Annotated in this window: 23 protein-coding genes; 6 read left to right on the top strand and 17 right to left on the bottom strand. The window is 70.6% G+C overall.

Annotation, left to right across the window (positions count from 1 at the left end; genetic code table 11):
- Positions 1-395: 395 nt before the first annotated feature.
- From OG811_RS18725 to OG811_RS18705, 5 genes are all read right to left on the bottom strand, one after another.
- Entirely contained in the window at positions 396-602 is a 207-nt protein-coding gene (locus OG811_RS18725) for a hypothetical protein (protein WP_406067476.1), read from the bottom strand.
- A gap of 164 nt (positions 603-766) precedes the next feature.
- Positions 767-1,294, bottom strand: coding sequence for a polymorphic toxin-type HINT domain-containing protein (locus OG811_RS18720; RefSeq protein WP_406067474.1), 528 nt, complete (start codon positions 1,292-1,294; stop codon positions 767-769).
- 227 nt (positions 1,295-1,521) lie between these two features.
- Positions 1,522-1,821, bottom strand: a complete 300-nt coding sequence (locus OG811_RS18715; RefSeq protein ID WP_406067472.1) for a hypothetical protein — start codon at positions 1,819-1,821, stop codon at positions 1,522-1,524.
- 24 nt (positions 1,822-1,845) lie between these two features.
- Positions 1,846-2,136 (bottom strand): hypothetical protein, encoded by a 291-nt coding sequence (locus OG811_RS18710; RefSeq protein WP_406067471.1) that lies wholly within the window; start codon positions 2,134-2,136, stop codon positions 1,846-1,848.
- A 153-nt stretch (positions 2,137-2,289) separates the two neighbouring features.
- The gene (locus OG811_RS18705) at positions 2,290-2,595 is read right to left on the bottom strand and encodes a hypothetical protein (protein WP_406067470.1); all 306 of its coding nucleotides are present in this window, start codon (positions 2,593-2,595) and stop codon (positions 2,290-2,292) included.
- Between the two features lie 564 nt (positions 2,596-3,159).
- Between OG811_RS18705 and OG811_RS18700 the strand changes: the two genes are divergently transcribed.
- The gene (locus tag OG811_RS18700) at positions 3,160-3,612 is read left to right on the top strand and encodes a GNAT family N-acetyltransferase (RefSeq protein ID WP_406067468.1); all 453 of its coding nucleotides are present in this window, start codon (positions 3,160-3,162) and stop codon (positions 3,610-3,612) included.
- A 184-nt stretch (positions 3,613-3,796) separates the two neighbouring features.
- A complete protein-coding gene (locus OG811_RS18695; RefSeq protein WP_406067466.1) occupies positions 3,797-4,798 on the top strand; it encodes a hypothetical protein in 1,002 nt (333 codons plus the stop codon).
- A gap of 18 nt (positions 4,799-4,816) precedes the next feature.
- Here OG811_RS18695 and OG811_RS18690 read toward each other — a convergent pair whose 3' ends face one another.
- From OG811_RS18690 to OG811_RS18650, 9 genes are all read right to left on the bottom strand, one after another.
- Positions 4,817-5,542: an ABC transporter ATP-binding protein gene (locus tag OG811_RS18690; RefSeq protein WP_406075796.1), complete on the bottom strand. Its 726-nt coding sequence runs from the start codon at positions 5,540-5,542 to the stop codon at positions 4,817-4,819.
- Between the two features lie 11 nt (positions 5,543-5,553).
- Positions 5,554-6,549, bottom strand: a complete 996-nt coding sequence (locus tag OG811_RS18685; RefSeq protein WP_406067464.1) for an ABC transporter ATP-binding protein — start codon at positions 6,547-6,549, stop codon at positions 5,554-5,556.
- Between the two features lies 1 nt (position 6,550).
- Entirely contained in the window at positions 6,551-9,256 is a 2,706-nt protein-coding gene (locus tag OG811_RS18680; protein WP_406067462.1) for an FtsX-like permease family protein, read from the bottom strand.
- Complete coding sequence (locus tag OG811_RS18675) at positions 9,253-12,438, bottom strand: FtsX-like permease family protein (protein ID WP_406067460.1); 3,186 nt, start codon at positions 12,436-12,438, stop codon at positions 9,253-9,255. Before OG811_RS18675 ends, OG811_RS18680 begins: the two co-directional genes overlap by 4 nt.
- A gap of 125 nt (positions 12,439-12,563) precedes the next feature.
- A complete protein-coding gene (locus OG811_RS18670; protein WP_030336216.1) occupies positions 12,564-12,779 on the bottom strand; it encodes a helix-turn-helix transcriptional regulator in 216 nt (71 codons plus the stop codon).
- The gene (locus OG811_RS18665) at positions 12,779-13,258 is read right to left on the bottom strand and encodes a DUF2975 domain-containing protein (RefSeq protein WP_406067458.1); all 480 of its coding nucleotides are present in this window, start codon (positions 13,256-13,258) and stop codon (positions 12,779-12,781) included. Before OG811_RS18665 ends, OG811_RS18670 begins: the two co-directional genes overlap by 1 nt.
- 40 nt (positions 13,259-13,298) lie before the next feature.
- The gene (locus OG811_RS18660; RefSeq protein WP_406067456.1) at positions 13,299-13,934 is read right to left on the bottom strand and encodes a YdeI family protein; all 636 of its coding nucleotides are present in this window, start codon (positions 13,932-13,934) and stop codon (positions 13,299-13,301) included.
- A 157-nt stretch (positions 13,935-14,091) separates the two neighbouring features.
- Positions 14,092-15,342: a DUF222 domain-containing protein gene (locus tag OG811_RS18655; RefSeq protein WP_406067455.1), complete on the bottom strand. Its 1,251-nt coding sequence runs from the start codon at positions 15,340-15,342 to the stop codon at positions 14,092-14,094.
- 75 nt (positions 15,343-15,417) lie between these two features.
- A complete protein-coding gene (locus OG811_RS18650; protein ID WP_406067453.1) occupies positions 15,418-15,606 on the bottom strand; it encodes a hypothetical protein in 189 nt (62 codons plus the stop codon).
- Positions 15,607-15,694: 88 nt separating this feature from the next.
- Here OG811_RS18650 and OG811_RS18645 point away from each other — a divergent pair, with 88 nt between their 5' ends.
- On the top strand, positions 15,695-16,003 hold the full coding sequence (locus tag OG811_RS18645; protein ID WP_406067451.1) for a hypothetical protein: 309 nt from the start codon (positions 15,695-15,697) through the stop codon (positions 16,001-16,003).
- 11 nt (positions 16,004-16,014) lie between these two features.
- Here OG811_RS18645 and ligD read toward each other — a convergent pair whose 3' ends face one another.
- Positions 16,015-17,052: a non-homologous end-joining DNA ligase gene (gene ligD, locus OG811_RS18640; RefSeq protein WP_406067449.1), complete on the bottom strand. Its 1,038-nt coding sequence runs from the start codon at positions 17,050-17,052 to the stop codon at positions 16,015-16,017.
- Positions 17,053-17,099: 47 nt separating this feature from the next.
- Here ligD and msrB point away from each other — a divergent pair, with 47 nt between their 5' ends.
- Positions 17,100-17,504 carry a peptide-methionine (R)-S-oxide reductase MsrB gene (gene msrB, locus OG811_RS18635; RefSeq protein WP_406067447.1) on the top strand — a complete coding sequence of 135 codons (405 nt, stop codon included), beginning with the start codon at positions 17,100-17,102 and terminating at the stop codon, positions 17,502-17,504.
- Between the two features lie 38 nt (positions 17,505-17,542).
- On the opposite strand, the gene OG811_RS18630 is transcribed toward msrB, so the two are convergent.
- Both OG811_RS18630 and OG811_RS18625 read right to left on the bottom strand, forming a co-directional pair.
- The gene (locus OG811_RS18630; protein WP_406067445.1) at positions 17,543-17,977 is read right to left on the bottom strand and encodes a DUF305 domain-containing protein; all 435 of its coding nucleotides are present in this window, start codon (positions 17,975-17,977) and stop codon (positions 17,543-17,545) included.
- A gap of 237 nt (positions 17,978-18,214) precedes the next feature.
- Positions 18,215-18,961, bottom strand: a complete 747-nt coding sequence (locus OG811_RS18625; protein ID WP_406067443.1) for a lytic polysaccharide monooxygenase — start codon at positions 18,959-18,961, stop codon at positions 18,215-18,217.
- A gap of 176 nt (positions 18,962-19,137) precedes the next feature.
- Here OG811_RS18625 and OG811_RS18620 point away from each other — a divergent pair, with 176 nt between their 5' ends.
- Entirely contained in the window at positions 19,138-19,398 is a 261-nt protein-coding gene (locus OG811_RS18620; protein WP_272616433.1) for a Prokaryotic metallothionein, read from the top strand.
- 180 nt (positions 19,399-19,578) lie between these two features.
- The gene (locus tag OG811_RS18615) at positions 19,579-20,523 is read left to right on the top strand and encodes a DMT family transporter (RefSeq protein ID WP_406067442.1); all 945 of its coding nucleotides are present in this window, start codon (positions 19,579-19,581) and stop codon (positions 20,521-20,523) included.
- Positions 20,524-20,560: the final 37 nt, after the last annotated feature.

The following is a 20,560-nucleotide window of genomic DNA, read 5'->3' as shown; positions in this document are numbered from 1 at the left end:
CCTCCCGCTGGCCGCCGGACTTTACCGACAGGCTTGGTTGGCCGCCACGGCGTCACTCCCGCTCCGCCGCAGTCCCGGATCTGGATGGTTCGCTGCGGATTGCTGCGAAGAGTACGGCCGCCGTGGCTGCATACCGATTAGGCAGCCCCTGAACCATCTGCCGCCCGGCCAGGGACCCAAGCCATGACGACATTCTGTCAAAGTAGTCTTCTAGCCGCCCCCCTCGATCTTCATCCCCATCGACCTCCGCCGAGAGCTTAAATAAGAAGACCGCAAGATCTCGATCCGACGTGACCGACTCGGCGAGTCGTCTGAACTCGTGGTCGGCAGACCGATCGGCGCCCAAAAAGTGCTCCAGGCCCCTCGGGTCGTCGGATAACCAGACTTCAATCTCGTCACTCATATATTCGTCCCGCGAAAAGCGCATCGGCAATCTCCGCCCACCGTTGCTCGTGGACGATCAGGTCACCTTTGTTCAAGGATCCTTCAGAGGACGCCGCGATCGATTCCAAATAGCCCGCGACATGGCTGTTTGCCCAGGCGTCAGGCTGCTCATTCAGGTCACTTCGCAGCACGCTGACGAAGACCATCAGGTCATCCAACGACCGCACTTTGTCCGCCGGGGACAGCACCTCCCCATCACTTCCTAGGAGGAATGCCTCTAAGCGCGGAAGTCGTAATGGCGATGCCACCACTTGTTCACCCCTCTAATCCTGATCATGTTTCACCGTCTTTTTCTGTGTTCTTAGGCCTTTTATTCTTCGGGTCAGGGCGCTCCCGGAAAACCTCGCGCTCCTTCGCCCAGGTAGCACGGATCTTTCTTTTGGGCGATCTGGAAGGCAACCGGACGCTGATTATCGAGGGTGAAAGTCTTACCATTCTCTCGGAAGATCCGGATTGGTGGAATAGAATCCGCTCGCACGTCCCCTCGCCGCAACTGCTCGGCAAGTTCCAACACTGACCCACGACCGTCCTGGAAATCGTTCTTGATACTGTCCTGCGTAAATCGAATGGCACTTGGGTCCAGTTCACAAATCTCATCCGCACCGCCCTGGTTGTGAACGAGGACGTCGGTGTCGCCGACCAGGACGTAGTAGGTGTGGATGTCGTCGACGGTGAGGTTGTGGACAGTCGCGACCGCGCCGTAGGCGACGACCGCGATGACGCTGACCCGAGCACCGTCTGGGCTCAGTAGCAGATCACCCGGGTTCAAATGGTCAGCGCGCAGCCACTCCTGCTTGTCATCGACCCAGAACGGGTGGCCATCGGTCGCGGTTACCGTACCGTCGGCCATGCCGTCCCGGTCTGCGTCGATGCTGATGTCGACAAGCGTCTTCTGCCCGTCGCCAGCAAGTAGCGCCGGCCCATCTGCCGCAAACTACCGATGCCTGGCTTCTTCCAGAGGCAAACCCGCCACCCGCCAACAACGCTCCTTAACACATCCGACCAACCCAAAAGTGAAACGCCTTACAACACCCACGAGACAAGATTTCAGTGTCTACATGACAAGGCGACGTTCCATCATCCACGTTTGACGATGCCGGCATAGAACGCCGCCGCCATTGCCGGAAATTCGTTCGAATACGCGGCCATACGTCGTCGACCCTCCGTCGACCGCAACCAGGAAAGGAGCCCGTCCAGGTACCCCTCGATCGACCCCTCCCAGTCCGTAAAGTGGTCATCTCGCAGGAGCGCCTCCAAGAATGCGAGGAAATCAGCGTCGGACGTCACCGTCTCATTTAGCCGATCGAACTCGTCAGCAGCTTGCCCGGTCGACCCGAGGAAGTGGTCGATACCTGACTTTCGCGAATCAGCGCTCAAGGCCCTGATCACCTCCGTTCGCCTTTACTCGTAGTTCCGTCCGACCCACAGCCAGCCAGCTGTGTCGGCCCAACGATCGGGATCATCATATTCATCTCCCACCATGTCTCGGAAAGCTCTCGCGATGGACCCGAGATAGTCCCCTACATTCCGGTTCTCCCACTTCTCCCGCCGCTCCACCAGGTCGCTCCGTAACGCCACCACGAACTCAATCAGTTCGTCGTGTGAGCGCACAGTCTCACCCAGGCCCACGAGCTCGCCCGATGGGTCGACGAAAAAGCGTTCTACATCATCCATTCCAATCTCCTGTGCCATGGCCGCTGCCACTCCGGATTTCTGGTCGAGGATTGCAGCGTGATCCGGTTACCACCACCGACCTCCGTGTTCTTTCTCCTCTTCCTACTCGGATTGAATCGCTCGTTGAAGACCTCACCCCGGGTCGCCTTGACAGTTCTGATCGGTCCCACGTCAGCGGAGCCGCCCACGACGTACCGCGTCTCCCGGACCGCCGGGTTCCTGGCCGCGCCCGCGGTCTTGACCACGAGCAGGTAGGAGAACCCACCTCTCGGCCCAGACCACCAGATCGACGTCGGGCAGGATATTGGGGTAGGTGATCATGTCCCGGTCGATGACGCCCGACGGAAGTGGGCTCGGCCAGCCGAGCGAGAAGGTGGCACCGGCACCCGTCATGGTGGCGAACGCGCCCGCCCCGTCCATCGAGAACGCCACGTCGGCCGTCGACGCGACCAGGCGCACGAGCCCGTCAGCTCCCACGACCAGCCTCGTGTCAATCTCCCGCCACGCACCGCCGGCGATACCCCGGCGGGACAGGTATCCGTCCGCGCGGCAGCGGCAGGTGATCACATCACCTGAAGCACGGACGCCAACACGGCGGAGGACACTGTGGATACAAGCCAGGCAGAACGAATTGACGGCACTGCCAAACCCCCGTGAGGCAAGGTGATCAACGAACGTTCGGCTCAAGTTACAGAGAGATCGACGCCGACGCCATAGTCCAGAACGATCGATACGTTCCATCAACTGGTCTCACCGCGTAGCTACCGGGACGCGCCGCAAGCCAGGCCGTAACGGGCGAAGCCGTGCGGTGCGGTGGATCGAAGGATAAGAATCGGCAGAAGTAGGAGCAGGCGTACAACCAGGCCTTGCCATGGTTGGCGCTTACCTACCCCGGCTATGCGCACGTCACCTCGATGACCCTGAGACCCTCGCCACCGCAAGCGGCGGGCCTGGTGAGCTTCGTACGCGATCAGGAACCTGGCCAACCACGGCATGCGGTCGGGCGGGGTCGATTCCCGTCGCTGTGGGATTCTCACCGGCATGACCGATGTGATCTACCGGGAGGCGGTCCGGGCCGACCTGCCCGCCGTCATCGCCCTGCTGGCCGACGACGTCCTGGGCAAGGCCCGCGATTTCACCGAAATTGACGAGGCCTACGAGCGGGCGTTCGCGGACATCAGCGCCGACCCGCGCAATCAGCTGATCGTGGCCGAGCAGGGCGGTGAACTGGTCGGCTGCCTGCAGATCACCTACATCCCGGGCCTCGGTCGGCACGGCGCGGAGCGGTCTCTGATCGAGTCGGTCCGGGTCCGCTCCGACCTGCGCGGCCAGGGGTTGGGCCGGGACCTGATGACCTGGGCGGTCGACCAGGCCCGGCAGCGCGGCTGCGCGCTGGTGCAGCTCACCACGGACAAGACCCGCGAGGACGCGCACCGCTTCTACCTGGGCCTCGGCTTCGTGGCCAGCCACGAAGGCATGAAGCTCGCGCTCTGACCGCCCGCCAGCGGTGTCCCCCGTGACGCCCGCCCCGGCAGTCCCCGCGCCCAGGGGGACCTGGGAGGACCCGGTGCGACCTGGGCGGGGAGCCGGCCATACGTCGATGGGCCCCCTCCTGTGAGGGAGGCGAATGGCTCGACGGCGGGATCTGATTCGGCCTCACCATCGGCAGACTGACATCATGAATGCCGACACGAGCGACCTCGCCTGGGACGGCGCGGCCCTGACCACCAGTGGGGCCACGTCACAATTGACGAAGTTGCGCAGATTCTCCGGCTACGGCGTCGCCATCGCGGTGACGCCGTATTTGCTGATCAAGATCGCCTGGGCTGTCGGCCTCTTCCTTCCCACCGAGCAGATGGGTGAAGCCAGCTGGCGCGCGATCAATGCGGCGACCGCGGCTCTCGCCGCGGTCGCCATTCTGCTGGCGATGGCGTTCTGCAGGCCGTGGGGTGAGCGGCTGCCCGCGTGGCTGGTGGCTTTGCCCGTCTGGGTGGGCACCGGCCTGCTCGTTCCCACGGTCTTGCTGGCGCCGGTGCTGGGCCCCGCCGCCATCGCCCGGGACAGGGAAGCAGGCGCCGCCGACGTCTGGGCTTTCGAGCAGATCCTGGTCATGGTGTCGCTGGTCGGAATCGGCATCGGCCTCCCGCTCGCCTTGGCGGGCTACGTCAAGGCGAGGTGGCCGGAAGCGCTGAGTGGTCCCCTCGACTTCACGAATCGGCCGGGACACACCCAGCAGCTACAGATCAGCCTCGCCCGGCTCGCCGCGGCCGGCTGCATCCCGCTCGGCGTCACCAAGGTCTACTGGGCGACCGGCGGCACCCTCGGCATCGATTCGGGCATGTTGGATCACCGCGACGTGTGGTGGCACCTGCTGTCCTTGAGTACCGGTGTATGGGCACTCGTGGGAGCCTGGGGCCTGCTGGTCTTGACCACCCGCCGCGGAGCGCCGAGGTTCTTGGCGCCGATGGCGGCGGCATGGACCTCGTCAGGGGTGCTCTTCTCTCAGAACCTGTACAGCAGCCTGTCCGCCACTCGCTCTGATGCGCAGCCTGTTCCGGAGTACCCGCTGACTCGCGTCCTGACCAGCGAGGCTGGCCTCGTCCTCGGGGTGCTGATGGCGACCATCATCCTGCTCGTGCTGCACGACCGCCGAGGTGCCCTGCGAGGCGAGAAGCGTTAACCCAAACCCGCAGTCGGGTCACGCGTCGACCAGGCGGCCGTCGCGCAGGGAGAGCACCCGATCGGCGAGGTCGATCAGGGCCGGGTCGTGGGTGGCCACCAGTGCCGTCATGCCCTGGGCGTGCACCACCGCGCGCAGCAGGTCCATGATGGACCGTCCGGTTTCCGAGTCGAGCTGGCCGGTGGGCTCGTCGGCGATGAGCAGGTCGGGCTCATTGGCCAGGGCCCGGGCCACCGCGACCCGCTGCTGCTGCCCACCGGAGAGCTCGTACGGGCGCTGCGCCGCGTGCCCGCCCAGGCCGACCAGTTCCAGCAGCACCGCGACCCGCTGCTCCCGCTCCGCGGCCGGCACCCGCGCCAGCCGCAACGGCACGCCCACGTTCTCGGCGGCGGAGAGGATCGGCACCAGCCCGAAGGTCTGGAACACGAAACCGACGGTGCCCCGGCGCAGCTTCAGCAGCTCGGCCTCGCCGGCCGAGGTCACCTCGTGTCCGGCCACCGTCACCTGACCGCTGTCCGGCCGGTCCAGCCCGCCGATCAGGTTCAGCAGCGTGGTCTTGCCGGCCCCGGACCGGCCCCGGATGGCGACCAGCTCGCCGCTGTCGGCCGTGAACGAGACGTCCTGCACCGCGTGCACGGCGTGCTCACCCCGGCCGAAGGTCCGGCTCACGCCACTGACCCGGACCACCTCGGCCGGGTGCGCCGCCGGCACACCGCCGGACCCGGCCGCACCGGTCACCACCATGTTCCGACGGCTCACGCCCGTGCCCCCCGCTCGTTTGAGGCCCGGTCGCCGGGCCGTACCTGCACGTGGTCCGGCTCCAGGTCGAGCCGGACCCGCTCCTTCAATGCGAGCGCGTCGACGAACGCAGCCGGTAGCTGCATCCGGCCGTTGCGGTCCAGCACCGCGTACTCCTCGCTGATCAGCTCGGTGTTGCCGTCCGCGTCGATCCGAGCGGTCCGGCGTACCTCGGAGGCGGTCCGGCCGTCACGGATCGCGACGGTCCGGCGGACCTGCGTGGCCACGGCGTGGTCGTGGGTGACGACCACGATGGTCACGCCCAGCTCGGCGTTGATGGTGCGCAGCGCCGCGAAGACGTCCGCGCCGGTCGCCTCGTCCAGTTCACCGGTCGGCTCGTCGGCGAAGAGCACCTCCGGGTCGTTGGCGACCGCCACCGCGACCGCGACCCGCTGCTGCTCGCCGCCGCTGAGTTGCCCCGGCCGCCGGTCGGCGCAGTAGCCCACGCCGACCAGGTCGAGCAGTTCCCGGGCCCGCTGCCGGCGGGCCTTCCGGCCGCGTTTGCCGGCCAACTGCATCGGCAGCTCGACGTTCTCCAGCCCGCTGAGGTACGGCAGTAGGTTGCGGCCGGTCTGCTGCCAGACGAAACCGACCAGCTCCCGCCGGTAGCTCAGCCGTCGCTTGGCGGACAGCGAGAGCAGGTCGTACTCGGCCACCCGGGCGATACCGGCGGTCGGCGTGTCCAGGCCGGACAGGATGTTGAGCAACGTCGACTTGCCCGAGCCGGAGGCGCCCACGATCGCCACCAGCTCACCCCGGTCGATGACCAGGTCGAGCCCCTGCAGGGCGACCACCTCCACCCCCTCGGTCTTGAAGATGCGCACCAGGCCGTCGCAGACGATGTGTCCGCGCAGGCGGTCCTGCCCGCCGGCCCGCTCGGCGGCGCGTTGCGCGGCCCGCTGTTGCAGGGCGGCCAGGTCAGGCACCAGTGGAGTCTGGGCGGTAGCGGTCATCTCAGCTCTCCTCTCCGAGCCGGAGCACCTCACCGAGGCGCAACCGGCGGTTGTTCAGGGCCTCGACGGCGACCGCGAAGCCGAGGGCGACCGCCCCGAGGGCGAGCACCGCAGCGACCAGACCGGGCTCGAAGGCCACCCGGACCGGCACACCACTGGTGAACGCGGACAGGCCGAGCACCGGGTTGAGCAGCAGGGGCAGCACCGCACCGACCAGCGCACCGGTCAGCACCGACACCGCGACCAGCGGAGCCAACTCGACCAACAGCAGCCCTCGCCACTGCCGGCGGGACAGGCCGAGGGTCCGCAGCCGGGACAACACCTGACCCCGGGCTCGTGCGCCGGCCAGCACGGTGAACGCGATGGCCAGCAACCCGAGCACGGTGCCACCGACGGCGCCGGCCACGAACCCGAAGGCCAGCACCCCGTTCGCGCCGCCGTCACCCAGCTCCCGTCGAACGTCCGCCCGGGTGGCGACCGTCACCCCGCTCGGCCGTTCCCGACCGGTCACCGCACCTGTTTCCTGATAGCGCAGCTGCCCCTGGTCACCGGCCTGCCGCAGCACCTCCGCGTCCAGCCGGTCCCCGGCGACCAGCACGCTGGTCGGCACGGGCGTGGTGTTCCGCGCGGGCAGCGCCTGCCAGGGCAGGATGACGAACCGGCTGGTGTCCGCCGACAGCAGCGGGAAGCTCTCCGCGGTGTCGGCCACCCGGAACTCGTACCGCTCGCCCTGCACGGACACGAAGGCCGAGCCGTCCAGTCCGACGCGGGCCAGGTCGGCGGCGACCGCCGGGGAGACGATCGCGGGCAGCGGCCCCGGTTCGGCCCGGGCGGTGCGCAGCGCGGGCGACACCGGCAGGTCCACGCCGGACTCCCGCGTCACCGTGACCAACCCCGGGACGTCGACCAACAGCACGGACGCCTGCCCGATCCGGGCGTCGGTGCCGATCGCGTCGGTAGCGAGCCGGTCAGCCGGCTCGTTCAGCACCCCGGTGGCGGCCCGGACCCCGGGCAGGCGGCCCAGCTCGTCGATGGTGTCCGGGGCGAACCGTTCACCCCGGATCAGCGCGTCGGCCGGGACCGTCTGCTCGGCGGCCCGGTCCCGGCTCGCGTCGACGCCGGCGGCGACCACCGCGCAGAACGCCGCGGTCCCGATCGCCAGCACCACCACGACCAGTGGGGCGGCGACGGCGGACCGGCCGGCCCGCGCGGTGCCGAGGAAGGTCACACTGCCCCGGGTCCGCGCGGCCAGCCGGCTGACCAGCAACAACGGCCAGGGGTACGCGCGCAGCGCGAGCACCGCCGCGGCGATCGTGAACAGCACGGGCACCGACACCAGGAACGGGTCCACCTCGCCGAGGGTGAGGCCACGCCGACGCAGCAGCACCGTGGCGAGTCCGGCCAGCAGCAGCAGGAAGACCTCGACGGTGAGCCGGCGGGCCGAGGGGCGTACCCGGATCAGGTCGCTGCGGGCCGCCCCGCCGGCCGGCACGGTCAATGTGGCCAGCGGCAGTGCCAGGGTGACCAGCACGGTCGCCACGATGGCGTACGGCGCGGTCGGGTCCGGGGCGCCGGGGAACAGGGTGCCCAGCCACCAGCCAAGGACAGCGGCGATCGGCACCACCAGCAGTGACTCGGCCAGGCTGCGCCGGGCACCTGCGGTGGCCGCGCCACCGCGGGCGCGCAGAAGCGCGAACTCGGCGCGGCGCCGCCGGGCGGCGAGGATGGCCGCGAGTACGACGAGCCCGGCCAGGGTGGCCAGCACCCCGGCCGAGATCACCGCCAGCAGGGTCCGGGCGGCGTTCACCTCTGCGGCGAACGCGCGCAGCGGAACGTCGACGCCCTGGGTCAGCGTGAGTTCCGGGTTGGCGTCGCGTTGCAGCTGTTGCAGGCCGTCGATCAGCTGGTCCAGCTGGCGCGCGTCGATCCGGTCGATGCCGAGGCGGTAACGCCAGTCGGAACGCACCGGCCAACCCGCCGCGGCCCGCTTGTCGATGGTCACCTCGGCGACCACACCCACGGCGATCAACGGCTCGCCGTCCAAGAGCGGTTCGATGACCCGCAGCAGCGATGGCAGTCCGTCCCAGATGCCGTCCGCGCGGTCGGCGGGGCGGAACAACCCGACCACCACCACCGGGGCCCCGTCGGTGATACCGGTGTTGGCGGGTTTGCCGATCTGCAGTTGGCTGCCGGCCCGCAGGTTCAGCTTGCGGGCCACGTCGGCGTCGAGCGCCACCTCGGTCGGCCGGTCAGGGAAGTACGTCTCGTTCGGCCACGTCCCCTCGACGAGGGTGCCGGCCTCCCGGACGCCGGGCATGGCACGCAGTCCCAGGTTGACCAGCAGGTTGCGCGCCTCCAGGTCGGGGCCGACCACTCGGCTTGGCGCGGCGTCCACGCTGTACCACCGCTCGGCCACCGCCGATCGCACCGGCGGCGGCATCTTCTCGGCCATGGCCTCGAACTGCCCTCGGGCGCTGCCCATGACCGAAAGCGTGGACGGGGTGGTCAGCACGCCGGAGGTGTACGAGATGTCCCGGCGCGCGGCCGGCTCGCTGGTCAACTGCGCCCGCAGGCCCTGTTCGGCGAGCCGATTGACGAGCCTGGGTACCCCGCTGACCAGCAGCGTGACCACCAACGTCAGCACCGCCAGGAGCAGGAACTGCCCGCCGTACGTCCGGACCCGCCGGACGGCCGCGCCGACGCTCATCGCTCTCCCCCGATTCGCAGCTGCACCGCGGCCACCCGCTGACGGATGCCGGTGGCGATGAACGCGCTGAAGGCGAGCGCCGCCAGCAGCAGACCGACCGCGGTCAGGCCGATCGGCACCCAGGGCAACACGAACGTCGCCGGGGGAATCGGCCGGCCGGCGGCCGGGGTGAGAATGACCAGTGGGGCCATGGTCGCGCCGACCGCGGCGCCGAGCAGCAGCCCGACCCCCACGCCGATGCCGGCGAGGAAGGTCTGTTCGGCCAACAGCGCCCGGGCCAGCAGCCGGGGCGTGGCGCCGAGGGTGTGCAGCACCGCGAACTCGCCGAGCCGGTGCCGGGCGGTGGCCCACACGTCCACCATCAGGCCGACGAGGGCGAGCAGCACCGCGCCGAGCGCGGCGGCGAGCATTCCGGTACGCGAGCCCCGCCAGTACGGGTCGTCGGCGGCCGACTCGATCGCCGCTTCCCGGTTGAGCACGGTGACGCCCGGCAGCTCGCTGGCCGCTCGGGCCGCGGCCGTCGCGTCGTTGGCGCCGACCCACCACTCCGGTACGGGTCGCACCGCGCCCCTGTCCCGAATCAGCTTGTCGACTGCCGCGGGCAGATCCAGCAGCACGCCTTCTCCGGTGCTCGCCGGCACGGCGGTCAGCTCACCGACCAGGTGGACCCGCAGCGTCGCACCGGAGAGCGTCAGGTCGACGTCGTCGCCGACGCGCAGGCTCAGTGCCTCGCGTACCCGAGGGGTCATCAGCACGGGTACCGGCCGGCTCTCCCCGCCCGGCACGACGGCGAACCCGGTGGGCGGCTGGTACGCGAACTCCCCGCCGGGAAACACGTCCACCGCTTGGGCCGCGGCGAACCCCGTGGGGGTGGTCCGCACCGGTTTGGCTTCCTTGCCGGGGGCCGTCACGACCCAGTCACCGCTCAGCCCGGCGGGCCGGGTCCTGCCGTCGGCACCGACCACCGTCAACTCGTCCATCTGGAGCTGGTACGAGTTGCCGGCGGCCAGCCCACCGTCGGCTTCGAACCCGGCCAACCGCAGTCGGGCCCCGCCCACGTCGGGCAGTTCCACGGTGAACCGGGTGGCCCGACCGTCGCTGCTGGCGTTGGCGGCCGGCAGCCGCAGGGCGTACCCGTCGGAGCTGGTGACCAGCAGCGTCACCGCGATCTGGAGAGGCCGGCTGGCTGCAGTCACCGGGGTTCGGACGATTCCGGTGATCGCGCGCGCGTCGGCGGCCAACTCGACACCCCCGGGGGCTCCCCGCGCGGCGATCATCCGCTTGTACTGTTCGGTCGCAGGATCGTCGCTCAGGCCCTCGGCGAGTCGGACGACCCCGGGAGCGCTGGCCGGGTCGAGACCGATCACCGTCACCGGCAGGTCCTCCCGGCCGACCCGTACCTCGTCGCGCCACGCCGGCAGCACCCGGTTCACGCTTGGCAGCGCGGCGAGTTGAGCCGCTCGGTCTGGCGGGGCGACCCCGGCTCGTTCGGTCACCCGGAGGTCGGCACCGACGGTGTGCCCGGCCTGTTCGACCTGGGACCGCTCGCCGGTGCTGATCAGGGACCAGGCCAGGGTGCTGCCACCGACGGCGAGGGCGAGCAGCAGCACCGGGCCGGCGTGGGGACGCCGACCGGCCTGCCACATGCCGAACATGGTGGCCGTCCAGGGACGTCGGTCGACGAACCGCTCGGCGAACCGGGTGAGCGGCGGGAGAATCCGCAGCGCCAGCACGGCGCCGGCCAGCACACCGAGCGTCGGGGCGGCGACCAGCAGCGGGTCGAGCCCGAGCCGGCCGCCCGAGCCGGCCAGCGGGGAGGCGTACCGGCGTAGCTGCACCCAGGCGAGCACGGCGAGCGCCACGAGCACCAGGTCGATACTGGCGCGCTGGACGCTCGCCGCCCGGTTCGGCCGGGACCGGGCGGCCATGTCGGCCACGTACGTGCCGGCGTTGCGCAGCGTCGGAAGGACCATGGCGACGAGGCAGCCGGCCGCGGTAGCCGCGGCTGCCGCCCAGACCAGGGTGGTGTTGCCGCCGACGTTGGGGAGGTCGTCCGGCCCGCCAGGTCGGATGTACCGCAGCACCACGCTGGCGATCAACGGCCCGAGCACGGCGGCCGGGGCGACCACCAGGGTCGCCTCGCGGGCCGCCAGGCCGGCCAACTGCCGGCGGGCAGCGCCGCGGGCACGCAGCAGCGCGGTCTGCGGGCGGCGGTCCTCGTGCAGCAGTGCGGCGACCAGGACCAGCGCGTACCCACCGAGCACCAGGATGAGCAGCAGCGGGGTGGCCAGCGAGGAGCGACCCACCAGGTCGGCGCGGGCGATCCGGTCCAGCAGCTGCTCCATTTTCGTCACCGACTGCCCGGAGCTGCCCAGTTGAGCGGCCTCGGGCACCGCCGAGGCGGCCTCGGTGAGGGCTTCCCGCACGGCGGGCAGGTCGGCGGTGTCGACGCCGCTGAGGTTCGGTGTGGCCAGCCAGGACGCCGACACCGAACCCGGGAAGGTGGCCGCGAAGTCGGCCGGGTCGAGCACGAACGGCCCGTACGAGGTGCCCGAGCCGACGCTGCCCGCCCCCACCCCGGGGGCCAGCAGCCAGTACGCGTCCGCCGGGTCGCGGGGCCGCCAGGTGCCGGCGAGCAGCAGTTCGCCGCGCCGTTCGGTGGCACGGTCGCGCACCGGGACACGCTCGCCGACGCTCAGGCCGAGCGCGCCGGCAACCCGCTCCGGCAGGCTCACCTGGATCGGGTCCGTCCCGGCGCGGGGCCAGGCTCCGCTGGTCAGCTCCGCGTGGCCAGCGAGGTCTTCGAGCGTGGCCAGGTTCGCGAAGACTGGTTCGTCGTCCGGACGGGTGACCTGCCCGAGGTCGCCGGTCAACTCCCGGCCGGTGCCGTATCGGGCTGCGGCGACGCTGACCGGGGCGCCGGCGAGCCCGTCGGCGAACTCGGCTCGGACCGCCTTGTCCCGGGCCGCGAACTCAGCCGCGTCGCGTCCGCCTGAGCCACTGACCAGTAGGCCACGCTCCTCGGCCGGCGAGGCGGCAACCAGCGCCCGCTGCCCGGCGTCCACCGCCCGACGGTTGTAGTCGGACAGCCCGGTGACCAGCGCGACGGCGACGAGGGCGGCGATCACCGCCGCAACCAAGAGTCCACGCGCCTCGCGGGCCCGTCTCCACACCAGCTTCATCCGACGCCTCCCCTGGCCCTGGTGGGCCGACGACCTTCAAAACAGGTCACCTACCGGGAAAGGTTCGCGCCCGTTACTTGATCGTTATCACGGGAGGGTCAGCGCGACGGCTGTCAGGGCGTACCTCATGGGGTCTCCTCCTCGACCCACTCGAGCAGGTCCCCGGGCTGGCAGTCGAGCACCCGGCACATGGCTTCCAGCGTGCTGAAGCGGACGGCCTTGGCGCGGCCGTTCTTCAGCACCGCCACGTTGGCCGGCGTGAGCCCGACGCGCTCGGCGAACTCACCGACGCTCATCTTGCGCTTGGCCAACTCGACGTCGATGCGGACGACGATGGGCATCAGATCACCGCTTCCATGTCGGTCCGCAGCGTGGTTGCCTGCCGCAGCAGCGCACGCATCACCACCATGAGGAGCCCCAGCACGGTGACGCCCACCGTCAGCAGGAACAGCAGGAGTGGCACTCCCGGGTCATCCGCGTTGAACCCGACCCAGAGGAAGACACCCACGAGCACCACCCAGGCGGCGGCGACGGCCCACACGATCGCGTCCACCCACTTCAGGGACGCCTCGGTGAAGATGCGGTCGTTCTTGACCAGGCTGAGCAACTTCCAGGTCGCGACGATGACCACCTGGACGCACAGCACCCAGAACACCGTCACGGCGGTCGCCGGCCAGCGCAGGTAGGCATCCTCGGGCGACTCCTGGGCCATGTACGCGAACTGCCCGGGCAGCGAGAGGGTCTGGAACACGATCAGGACCCCGAACAGCACCACCAGGAAGACTCTGAGAGCGGCAACCGCTCGATGCTCCGTGACCATGCATCGAGTTTCGCTCGCTACCTATCGAAAGTCAATCGGTTCACTGGTCGCCGCTCCCGGGCGTGGCCGCGTCGCCCGCCGACACCGGCCTGGCTTTCTGCGGGTAGATCGTCTCGTGACGGGCCAGCATGGCCACGAAGTCGACGACCTTCCGCTCGCGGGTCTGCGCCCGTTTGACGGCATTGAGGCGGTAGATGAGAGCGAACCGGTTGGTCTTGGTGAGCACGTCGAACATGGCCTGCGCGGCGGGGTCGGCGGCGATGGCGGCGAGGAGGTCGGCCGGCACCTCAGCCTCCGACGGTGGGGCGTAGGCGGCCGCCCACCGCCCGTCCGCCTTTGCGGCTTCCACGGCGGCGCGGCCCGGTGGCAGCATTCGTCCCTGCGCCTCCAGCCGGGCCACGTGGGCGACGTTGCGTTGCGACCACGAACTGCGGGACCGGCGCGGGGTGAACCGGATCCACGAGGTCTCCAGATCCCGTTTACGGGCCTGCCCGTCGATCCAGCCGAAGCACAGGGCCTCGTCAACCGCCTGCTGCCAGGTCAGCGTCGTGACCGTGCCGCCCTTCTTGGTCAGGGCGAGCCAGACACCGGACGACGTGGCGTGGTTGGCCGACAACCATGCGCGCAGCGCGTCAGCGTCCGCGACGATCAACTCATCCAACTCTGCGCTCGCCATGCCGGCAGGCTATCCGCCGACCCTGACCGCCGGTGGCCGCCGTGGGACGCGACCAACGCGCTTTGCGACGATTTCAGCAGGTGGGCACCGCGCCTCGATCCTCGGCTCGCCTGCCCGTGAGTCAGCTTTCGACAAGGATTCAGGGGCGCTGATCGGCCTACGTCCGTCGGTGGTAGTGGTTGCGGCGCGGGAGCTGGTCGGGGTCAAGCCAGGCCGGCGGCACGAACTCCGGGTGGCCGGCGTCGCCGAGCCGGACAGCCCAGTCGCTCTGGTGGACGTGTCGATGGTGGTGGCCGCAGAGCAGCACCGCGTTGTCGAGGCTGGTCGGGCCGCCGTCGGCCCAGTGGCGGATGTGGTGGGCGGCACACCAGCGGGGCGGGCGGTCGCACCCCGGGAAGGCGCAGCCGCCGTCGCGGAGCACCAGCGCCCGACGCAGCGGACCGGTGATGAGCCGACGCTGTCGACCCACGTCGAGAACCTGGCCGGCACCGCCGAGCACGGCGGGCAGGATCGCGGCGTCGCAGGCGAGCCGGCGCACCGTGGCGGGGGTGAGGCGCAGGCCGATGTCGAGGGTGCCGGCGCCCAACTGCGAGGCCAGCCCGTCGTAGCCGGTGGTGACGACGAGCTGGGCCGGGTCGCCGCCGTTCTCGGGTAGTTCACCGGTGCGCAGGGCGAGCCGGCACACGTCGGCGAGGGCGTCGTGGCGGCGCTGGCCGGCGCAGCGGGTGTCATCAGGCCCGGAGGGGGCGCTGAGCGGGTCGATGACGGCGCGCAGCAGCGCGGCGGCCTCCGCATCGAGGGTGCCGCTGAGGCGTAGCCGCCCGCCGGCCTGTTCGGAGATGGTGACGTGCCGGTCGCGGGCGGCCCGGGCGGCCTCGGCGTCCAAGGCCGCCGAGGCGGCGGCGTCTGCCAGGTCGGGAGCGACGTGGTCGAGAATCCGGGTGCCCATCCGGCGCAGCAGTGACGGGTCGAACTGCGCGGCCCACTCGACCAGCACGCCGACGGCCTTGTCGGCCACCTCGACGCCCGCCGAAGCCGACACGGCGGCGGCCGTGTCTGCGATGACCCGGGCCTGCTCCACACTGACCGCCCCGCTCGCCAGGGCTTCCCGCACGCCATGCGGGGCGGCGTCGACGCAGGCGGCGAGGCTGACCAGCCGACGGGCGGCGGCGACGTCGAGTCGCAGGCGGTGGCGCAGCCACCCGGCCGTCGACGACGCGCCCTGCGCGACCGCGGTGCCCCGCCCGTCCAACTCCCGGACGACCGCCAACTGCACCGCCGCCAGCCGCTGCTGGAGCCGGTGCGTGGCATCGAGCGCCGCGATCAGATCATGCTCGGCGAGGGCCCAGGCGGCGGCGTCGGCGCAGGCAGCCACCGCACTCTCCGCCCGCGCCAACTCATCGATCACAGGCAAATTCTAGAACAGGTGTACGACACTTCTCGGCCGCGCAGGGGTCATCGGATCACCCGCCCAGAGACTTTCTCAGCCTTCGGCCAACTCCGGACGGTGCTCCCGAATCCAGGCCACCACGTCCGACTTCCGCCAGACCTTTCCCATCGCCAGCACGGCAACCGGCTCAGGGAAGTTCCGCTGATTGGCAATCACGGATGCACGCTGCCGGGACACGTTCCCCAGCATCTCCCGAATCTCCGACACGCCCACCAGGTCCACCCATTGACGATGACAGCGGCACAGTCGCCACACTGCGACAACTACGCACACTGTTGACGCAGACAACAAGTGGCGTCACGCTTGTCGGATGACTACGCCGAAGGCCTCCCCCAGCCACGACCATCAGCCACTGAGCAACCTGCACCCGGTGCACCAGCACCTGCCGCGCCGGCCGCTCTGGCTCTGCCGGGTGTGCGCCGCCACCTGGCCGTGCGCAACCGCACGGATGTTGCTGCGGGTGGAGTACGGGACTGACCGGGTGGCGTTATCGATCTACATGGCGGGTCAGTTGTTCGACGCGACGGCCGACCTGCACAGGCTGAACCCCGATCCAGCACCTGACCCGCAGGAGCTGTTCAGCAGGTTCCTGGCGTGGACTGCCCAGTCACCTGCCTGAGGCGAGGCTGGTCAGGCGCTGTCGTCGCCGGGGGCGTGCTTGGCGCGGCTGGGCTGGACCCGTTTGGGCTCGCCGGGCATTTTCGGGTGGTCCGGCGGGTACGGCAGGTCGCCCTGACCGGCAGCGGCGTCCCGTTCGGCCCACTCCAGCAGCGGGGTGATGTCCCACGGGGCGTCGTCGATGCCCGCATGCGGGTCGCCGCGCTCGGCCAGCCGGGCCGGGACGGTGCGCAGGTCGAAGTCGTCCGGGTCGACGTCGGGCAGCTCGTCCCAGGTGACCGGGGTCGAGACGGTGGCCCGCGCGTTGGCCCGCAGCGAGTACGCGCAGGCGATCGTGCGGTCCCGGGCCATCTGGTTGAAGTCGACGAAGACCCGGCTGCCGCGCTCCTCCTTCCACCAGGCGGTGGTGACCAGGTCGGGGTGGCGGCGCTCCACCTCCCGCGCGAGCGCGATGGTGGCCCGGCGCACCTCGGTGAACGTCCAACGGGGCTGGATACGCAGGTAGACGTGCACGCCCCGGCCGCCGGAGGTCTTCGGCCAACCGCTCACTCCCAGCTCGTCGAGGAGGGCGCGGACCTCCCCGGCGGCCCGCGCCGCGTCGGCGAAGTCGGTGCCGGGCTGGGGGTCCAGGTCGATGCGTAGCTCGTCGGGCCGGTCGACGTCGGCGGCGCGCACCGGCCACGGGTGGAACACGATGGTGCCCATCTGCGCCGCCCAGGCCACGTGCGCGAGATCGACCGGGCAGAGCTCCGCCGCGCTCCGACCGCTCGGGAAGGTGATCTCCGCGGTCGTCACCCAGGGTGGCACGCCCCGGGTGGGCACCCGCTTCTGGAAGAACGCCTCACCCTCGATGCCATCGGGGAAGCGTTGCAGCGTGGTGGGCCGGTCCCGCAGGGCGCGCATGATCCCGTCGCCGACCGCGAGGTAGTAGTGGAAGACGTCCGCCTTGGTGAAGCCCCGCAGGGGGAAGATCACCCGGTCCGGACTGCTCAGCCGTACGATGTGCCCGGCCACCTCGACCTCGGCGACCGCTGCCTTGGTGCCACCCATCCCGCGACCTTATGCCACGCCCCCGACGTTCGACGTACCGTTGACGGGTGAGTCTTGACGACAACGAGCTGCCCCAGACCGAAGACGAGTGGCGGGTCCGCCTGACCCCCGAGGAGTTCCACGTCCTGCGGGAGGCCGGCACCGAACGCCCGTGGACCGGCGAGTACGTGGACACGAAGACCCAGGGGGTCTACCACTGTCGCGCCTGCGGGCTGGAGCTCTTCTCCAGCGACACGAAGTTCGACTCCCACTGCGGCTGGCCGAGCTTTGACGACGCCATCCCGGGCCGGGTCAAGGAAATCGAGGACCGCAGCCTCGGCATGCCCCGTACGGAGATCCGCTGCGCGCGCTGCGACAGTCACCTCGGGCACGTCTTCCACGGCGAGGGCTTCACCCCGAAGGACACCCGGCACTGCGTCAACTCGGTCTCCATCCGACTGGAATCCCGCTGACCTGAGCCGGCCCCGCCGCGCCGGCGGCGTACCCCGGCTCAGCCTGGCCCGGCGAGCAGCTCGACCTCGGCGGTCCGGGACTGCTCGATTCGTCGGGCCAGGTCGCGGACCCGCTCGTTGCGGCCGACGCCGACCTGGGCTCGGGCCAGGTCGGCCGCCGATCGCTGGTGGTCGGCGAGCACCTCGCGCAGCACCCGGTCGACGTCCGCGTCCGGCGTGGTCCGCAGCCGGTCGAGCGCGGCGTCGTCACCGTGCCCTTCGTGATGGTGTGCGGCCGCGCTGGCGCCCGGCCCGGCCGTGGGCAACCAGCCGCGCATCGCGGACAGTTCGTCGGACTCGGTCGCCTCGATGGCGGCGGCCAGGGTACGCAGCCCGTCGTCGCGCACCCGGTCCCGGGCCAGTCGGACGATCTGCAGGGTGCGTTCGCTGTGCCCGACCATCGTGCTCAGGAACACCACGTCGATTCCGCTCATCGCGTCTCCGTCGGCCGAGGATCCGGCCACCGTGGACCGGGCCACCGTGGACCCGGCCGGGGAGGCGGGAGCTGGTTGTGGCGCGACTGACGGGCTCGACGTGGGCGACCCGGCGCAGGCGCTGGTCAGCAGCACAGCGACGACAAGGGACACCACAGGGGTACGACGGGGCATGCCGGGTGCTCCGTTCACGCGAGGGTGGCGACACGGGTGCGGCCAGCGGCCGCACCCGTGCGGTCAGACCTGAAGCCAGAGCGCCGGTACGTTCGGCGGCTCCCACCCGGGGATCGCCGTGTGCGCCTGCCGGCAGCGGTACGTCAGCCCGCCGTAGGTGACCTGGTCGCCGACCTGGTACGCCCGGCCCGCCGTCCAACTGCCGCCCGGGGCGGGAGTGGTCGGCGTGGTGGTCGGGGTGGGCCGTGGAGTGGGTGAGGCGGTGGGGGTCGGGGTGGGGGTTGGCGTCGGCCCGCCTCCGCCGCCGATCTGCACGTCGATGCAGGAGTAGAAGGCGTTCGCCGTGTCGGCGATGTTCCACACCGCGAGGATCTTCTGCCGGCCGGAGAAGCCGCCGAGGTTGACGTTGTGCGAGACCGTGGCGCCCGGCTGCTGGCCGTTGCCGTTGACCACGCCGACCCGGGTGTTGCCGATCCAGTACTCCCAGTTGCTGGTGGCGTGCCGGGCGGTGTTCACCCAGGTGAAGGTCAGCGAACTGCCGACCGAGGTGGCCGGCCAGCCCCGGCCGTCGTCGTTGAGGACGGCGAACTGGGCGATTCCGGCGTTGCAACTGCGCAGGCCCTTGGGCCCCTCGACGCTCTGCGGCTCGTACTTGATCTGCCCGCAGTCGGGCACCCGGCCCTGCGCGCAGAGCGCCTGCCGGCTGGGCGGGGCGGAGACGTAGCCGTGCGCCTGCGCGGGGGCGGCGACGGTGAGGGTGGCGGCGACAGCACCCGCCGCCACCAGCGGGACGGTCATTCTTCGACGCATCGGGGCAGCTCCTTCTCCAGGTCCGGTGGGTGCCCCTCAAGGTAATTTAAACATTGTTAACAGTAAAGACCCCTATCGATAAATCCATCGATGGTGGCGAGTTTTCTCGTTTCCCCCCGCCGCCATCCTGAACTGAGCGATCCTGTAGGCACTTGTCCTGATATTGGAGGTTTTCCGTGGCAGCGTGCGAGGTCTGCGGCAACGACTACTGGATGGCGTTCGAGGTGCACACCGTCAGCGGTGACGTGCACACCTTCGACTCGTTCGAGTGCGCGATCCACCGAATGGCACCGATCTGCGAGCACTGCCAAGTCAAGATCGTCGGGCATGGCGTCGAGGTCAACGGCCGCTTCTTCTGCTGCGGACACTGCGCTCGCGCCGTCGAGGGCACGGTGGGCGCCGAGATCCGCGACGCCGTCGGCGCACGCCCAGCCTGACCGCGATTCTGCGGTACGGTCCTCCCCATGCGGCCATTCCAGGGCGTCCTGCCCCCGCCGCGCTCCTGAGCGGAGCGCCGTCGCCTTCCGCCGAGCGGGTAACTGACCCGGCTCGGCTACTTTGCCGTACGCGCTCCGTCGACGTCGTCCCGTCAACGACTCACCCTTCGGAGCGCATCCGTGTCCACCTCCCGTACCGCGCGGCCGGCTGCCCCGGCGCCGGCCGTCACCCAGGCCCGCACCGGCCTGATCCAGATCACCGTCACCGGCGTGCTGTGGGGCACCACCGGTGTGGCGGTGCAACTCCTGCGCGAGAGCACCGGGCTCAGCCCGGTGAGCATCGGGTTCCACCGCCTCGCGATCGCCGCGCTCGTGCTGCTGGCGTGCACCGCCGGCCGGCTCGGCACGATCCTGGCCGCCCTGCGCACGGCGCCCGTACCGCTGCTGCTCACCGGCGTCGGCCTCGGCCTCTACCAGGCGCTCTACTTCGTCGCCGTGGCGTGGGCCGGCGTCGGCGTGGCCACCGTGGTCAGCCTGGGCCTGGCCCCGGTGCTCGCCGCGATCTGGGAGTCGGTGCGCGCCCGACGGCTCCCCGGCCCGCTGCGACTCGGCACGCTGGCCGCGGCCGTGGGCGGTCTCGCCCTGATCACCGGCGCCACGGCAGACCCCAGCGCGGCAGCGCCCGCCCCGCTGCTCGGCCTGCTCGCGGCGGCCGGCTCCGGCCTCGGGTACGCGGTGACGACCCTGATCAGCCGGCAGGTGTCGCGCCGCGCCGCGCCGATGACGCTGACCACCATCTCCACCACGGTCGGCGCGCTGGCGCTCGCGCCGTTCGCCCTGGTCGCCGGGGTCGGCGTGCCGGTACGCGTCGACACCGTGGCGCTGCTGCTGCATCTCGGCGTGGTCACCACCGCAGTGGCGTACGCGTTGTTCTACGCCGGGCTGCGCACCACCCCGGGCAGCGTCGCCGCCGTGCTGACCCTGCTCGAACCGCTCACCGCCGCGGCGCTGGCGGTGGCCCTGCTGCACGAGCCGCTCCCACTGCCGGTGATCGTCGGCGGCGTACTGCTGCTCACCGCCGTGGCGGCCACCTACCTGGCACCCACCCGCGCCGACGCACGCTAGACCGGCGGCCGGGCGGGACGCACCCGAACCCGCCCGG

This window comes from Micromonospora sp. NBC_01638, assembly GCF_045209745.1.
In the GTDB taxonomy this organism is placed as follows: domain Bacteria; phylum Actinomycetota; class Actinomycetes; order Mycobacteriales; family Micromonosporaceae; genus Micromonospora.
Note: the sequence above shows the minus strand (reverse complement) of the source record. Positions and strands in the feature narration are given on the sequence as shown.

Coding starts and splice junctions, on each gene's coding strand:
- OG811_RS18710 (WP_406067471.1), bottom strand. CDS start 2,136: ATGGCACAGGAGATTGGAATGGATGATGTAGAACGCTTTTTCGTCGAC.
- OG811_RS18675 (WP_406067460.1), bottom strand. CDS start 12,438: ATGAAGCTGGTGTGGAGACGGGCCCGCGAGGCGCGTGGACTCTTGGTT.
- OG811_RS18660 (WP_406067456.1), bottom strand. CDS start 13,934: ATGGCGAGCGCAGAGTTGGATGAGTTGATCGTCGCGGACGCTGACGCG.
- ligD (WP_406067449.1), bottom strand. CDS start 17,052: ATGGGTGGCACCAAGGCAGCGGTCGCCGAGGTCGAGGTGGCCGGGCAC.
- OG811_RS18670 (WP_030336216.1), bottom strand. CDS start 12,779: ATGCCCATCGTCGTCCGCATCGACGTCGAGTTGGCCAAGCGCAAGATG.
- OG811_RS18630 (WP_406067445.1), bottom strand. CDS start 17,977: ATGAGCGGAATCGACGTGGTGTTCCTGAGCACGATGGTCGGGCACAGC.
- OG811_RS18695 (WP_406067466.1), top strand. CDS start 3,797: ATGAATGCCGACACGAGCGACCTCGCCTGGGACGGCGCGGCCCTGACC.
- OG811_RS18625 (WP_406067443.1), bottom strand. CDS start 18,961: ATGCGTCGAAGAATGACCGTCCCGCTGGTGGCGGCGGGTGCTGTCGCC.
- OG811_RS18700 (WP_406067468.1), top strand. CDS start 3,160: ATGACCGATGTGATCTACCGGGAGGCGGTCCGGGCCGACCTGCCCGCC.
- OG811_RS18680 (WP_406067462.1), bottom strand. CDS start 9,256: ATGAGCGTCGGCGCGGCCGTCCGGCGGGTCCGGACGTACGGCGGGCAG.
- OG811_RS18645 (WP_406067451.1), top strand. CDS start 15,695: ATGACTACGCCGAAGGCCTCCCCCAGCCACGACCATCAGCCACTGAGC.
- OG811_RS18685 (WP_406067464.1), bottom strand. CDS start 6,549: ATGACCGCTACCGCCCAGACTCCACTGGTGCCTGACCTGGCCGCCCTG.
- OG811_RS18720 (WP_406067474.1), bottom strand. CDS start 1,294: ATGGCCGACGGTACGGTAACCGCGACCGATGGCCACCCGTTCTGGGTC.
- OG811_RS18690 (WP_406075796.1), bottom strand. CDS start 5,542: ATGGTGGTGACCGGTGCGGCCGGGTCCGGCGGTGTGCCGGCGGCGCAC.
- OG811_RS18665 (WP_406067458.1), bottom strand. CDS start 13,258: ATGGTCACGGAGCATCGAGCGGTTGCCGCTCTCAGAGTCTTCCTGGTG.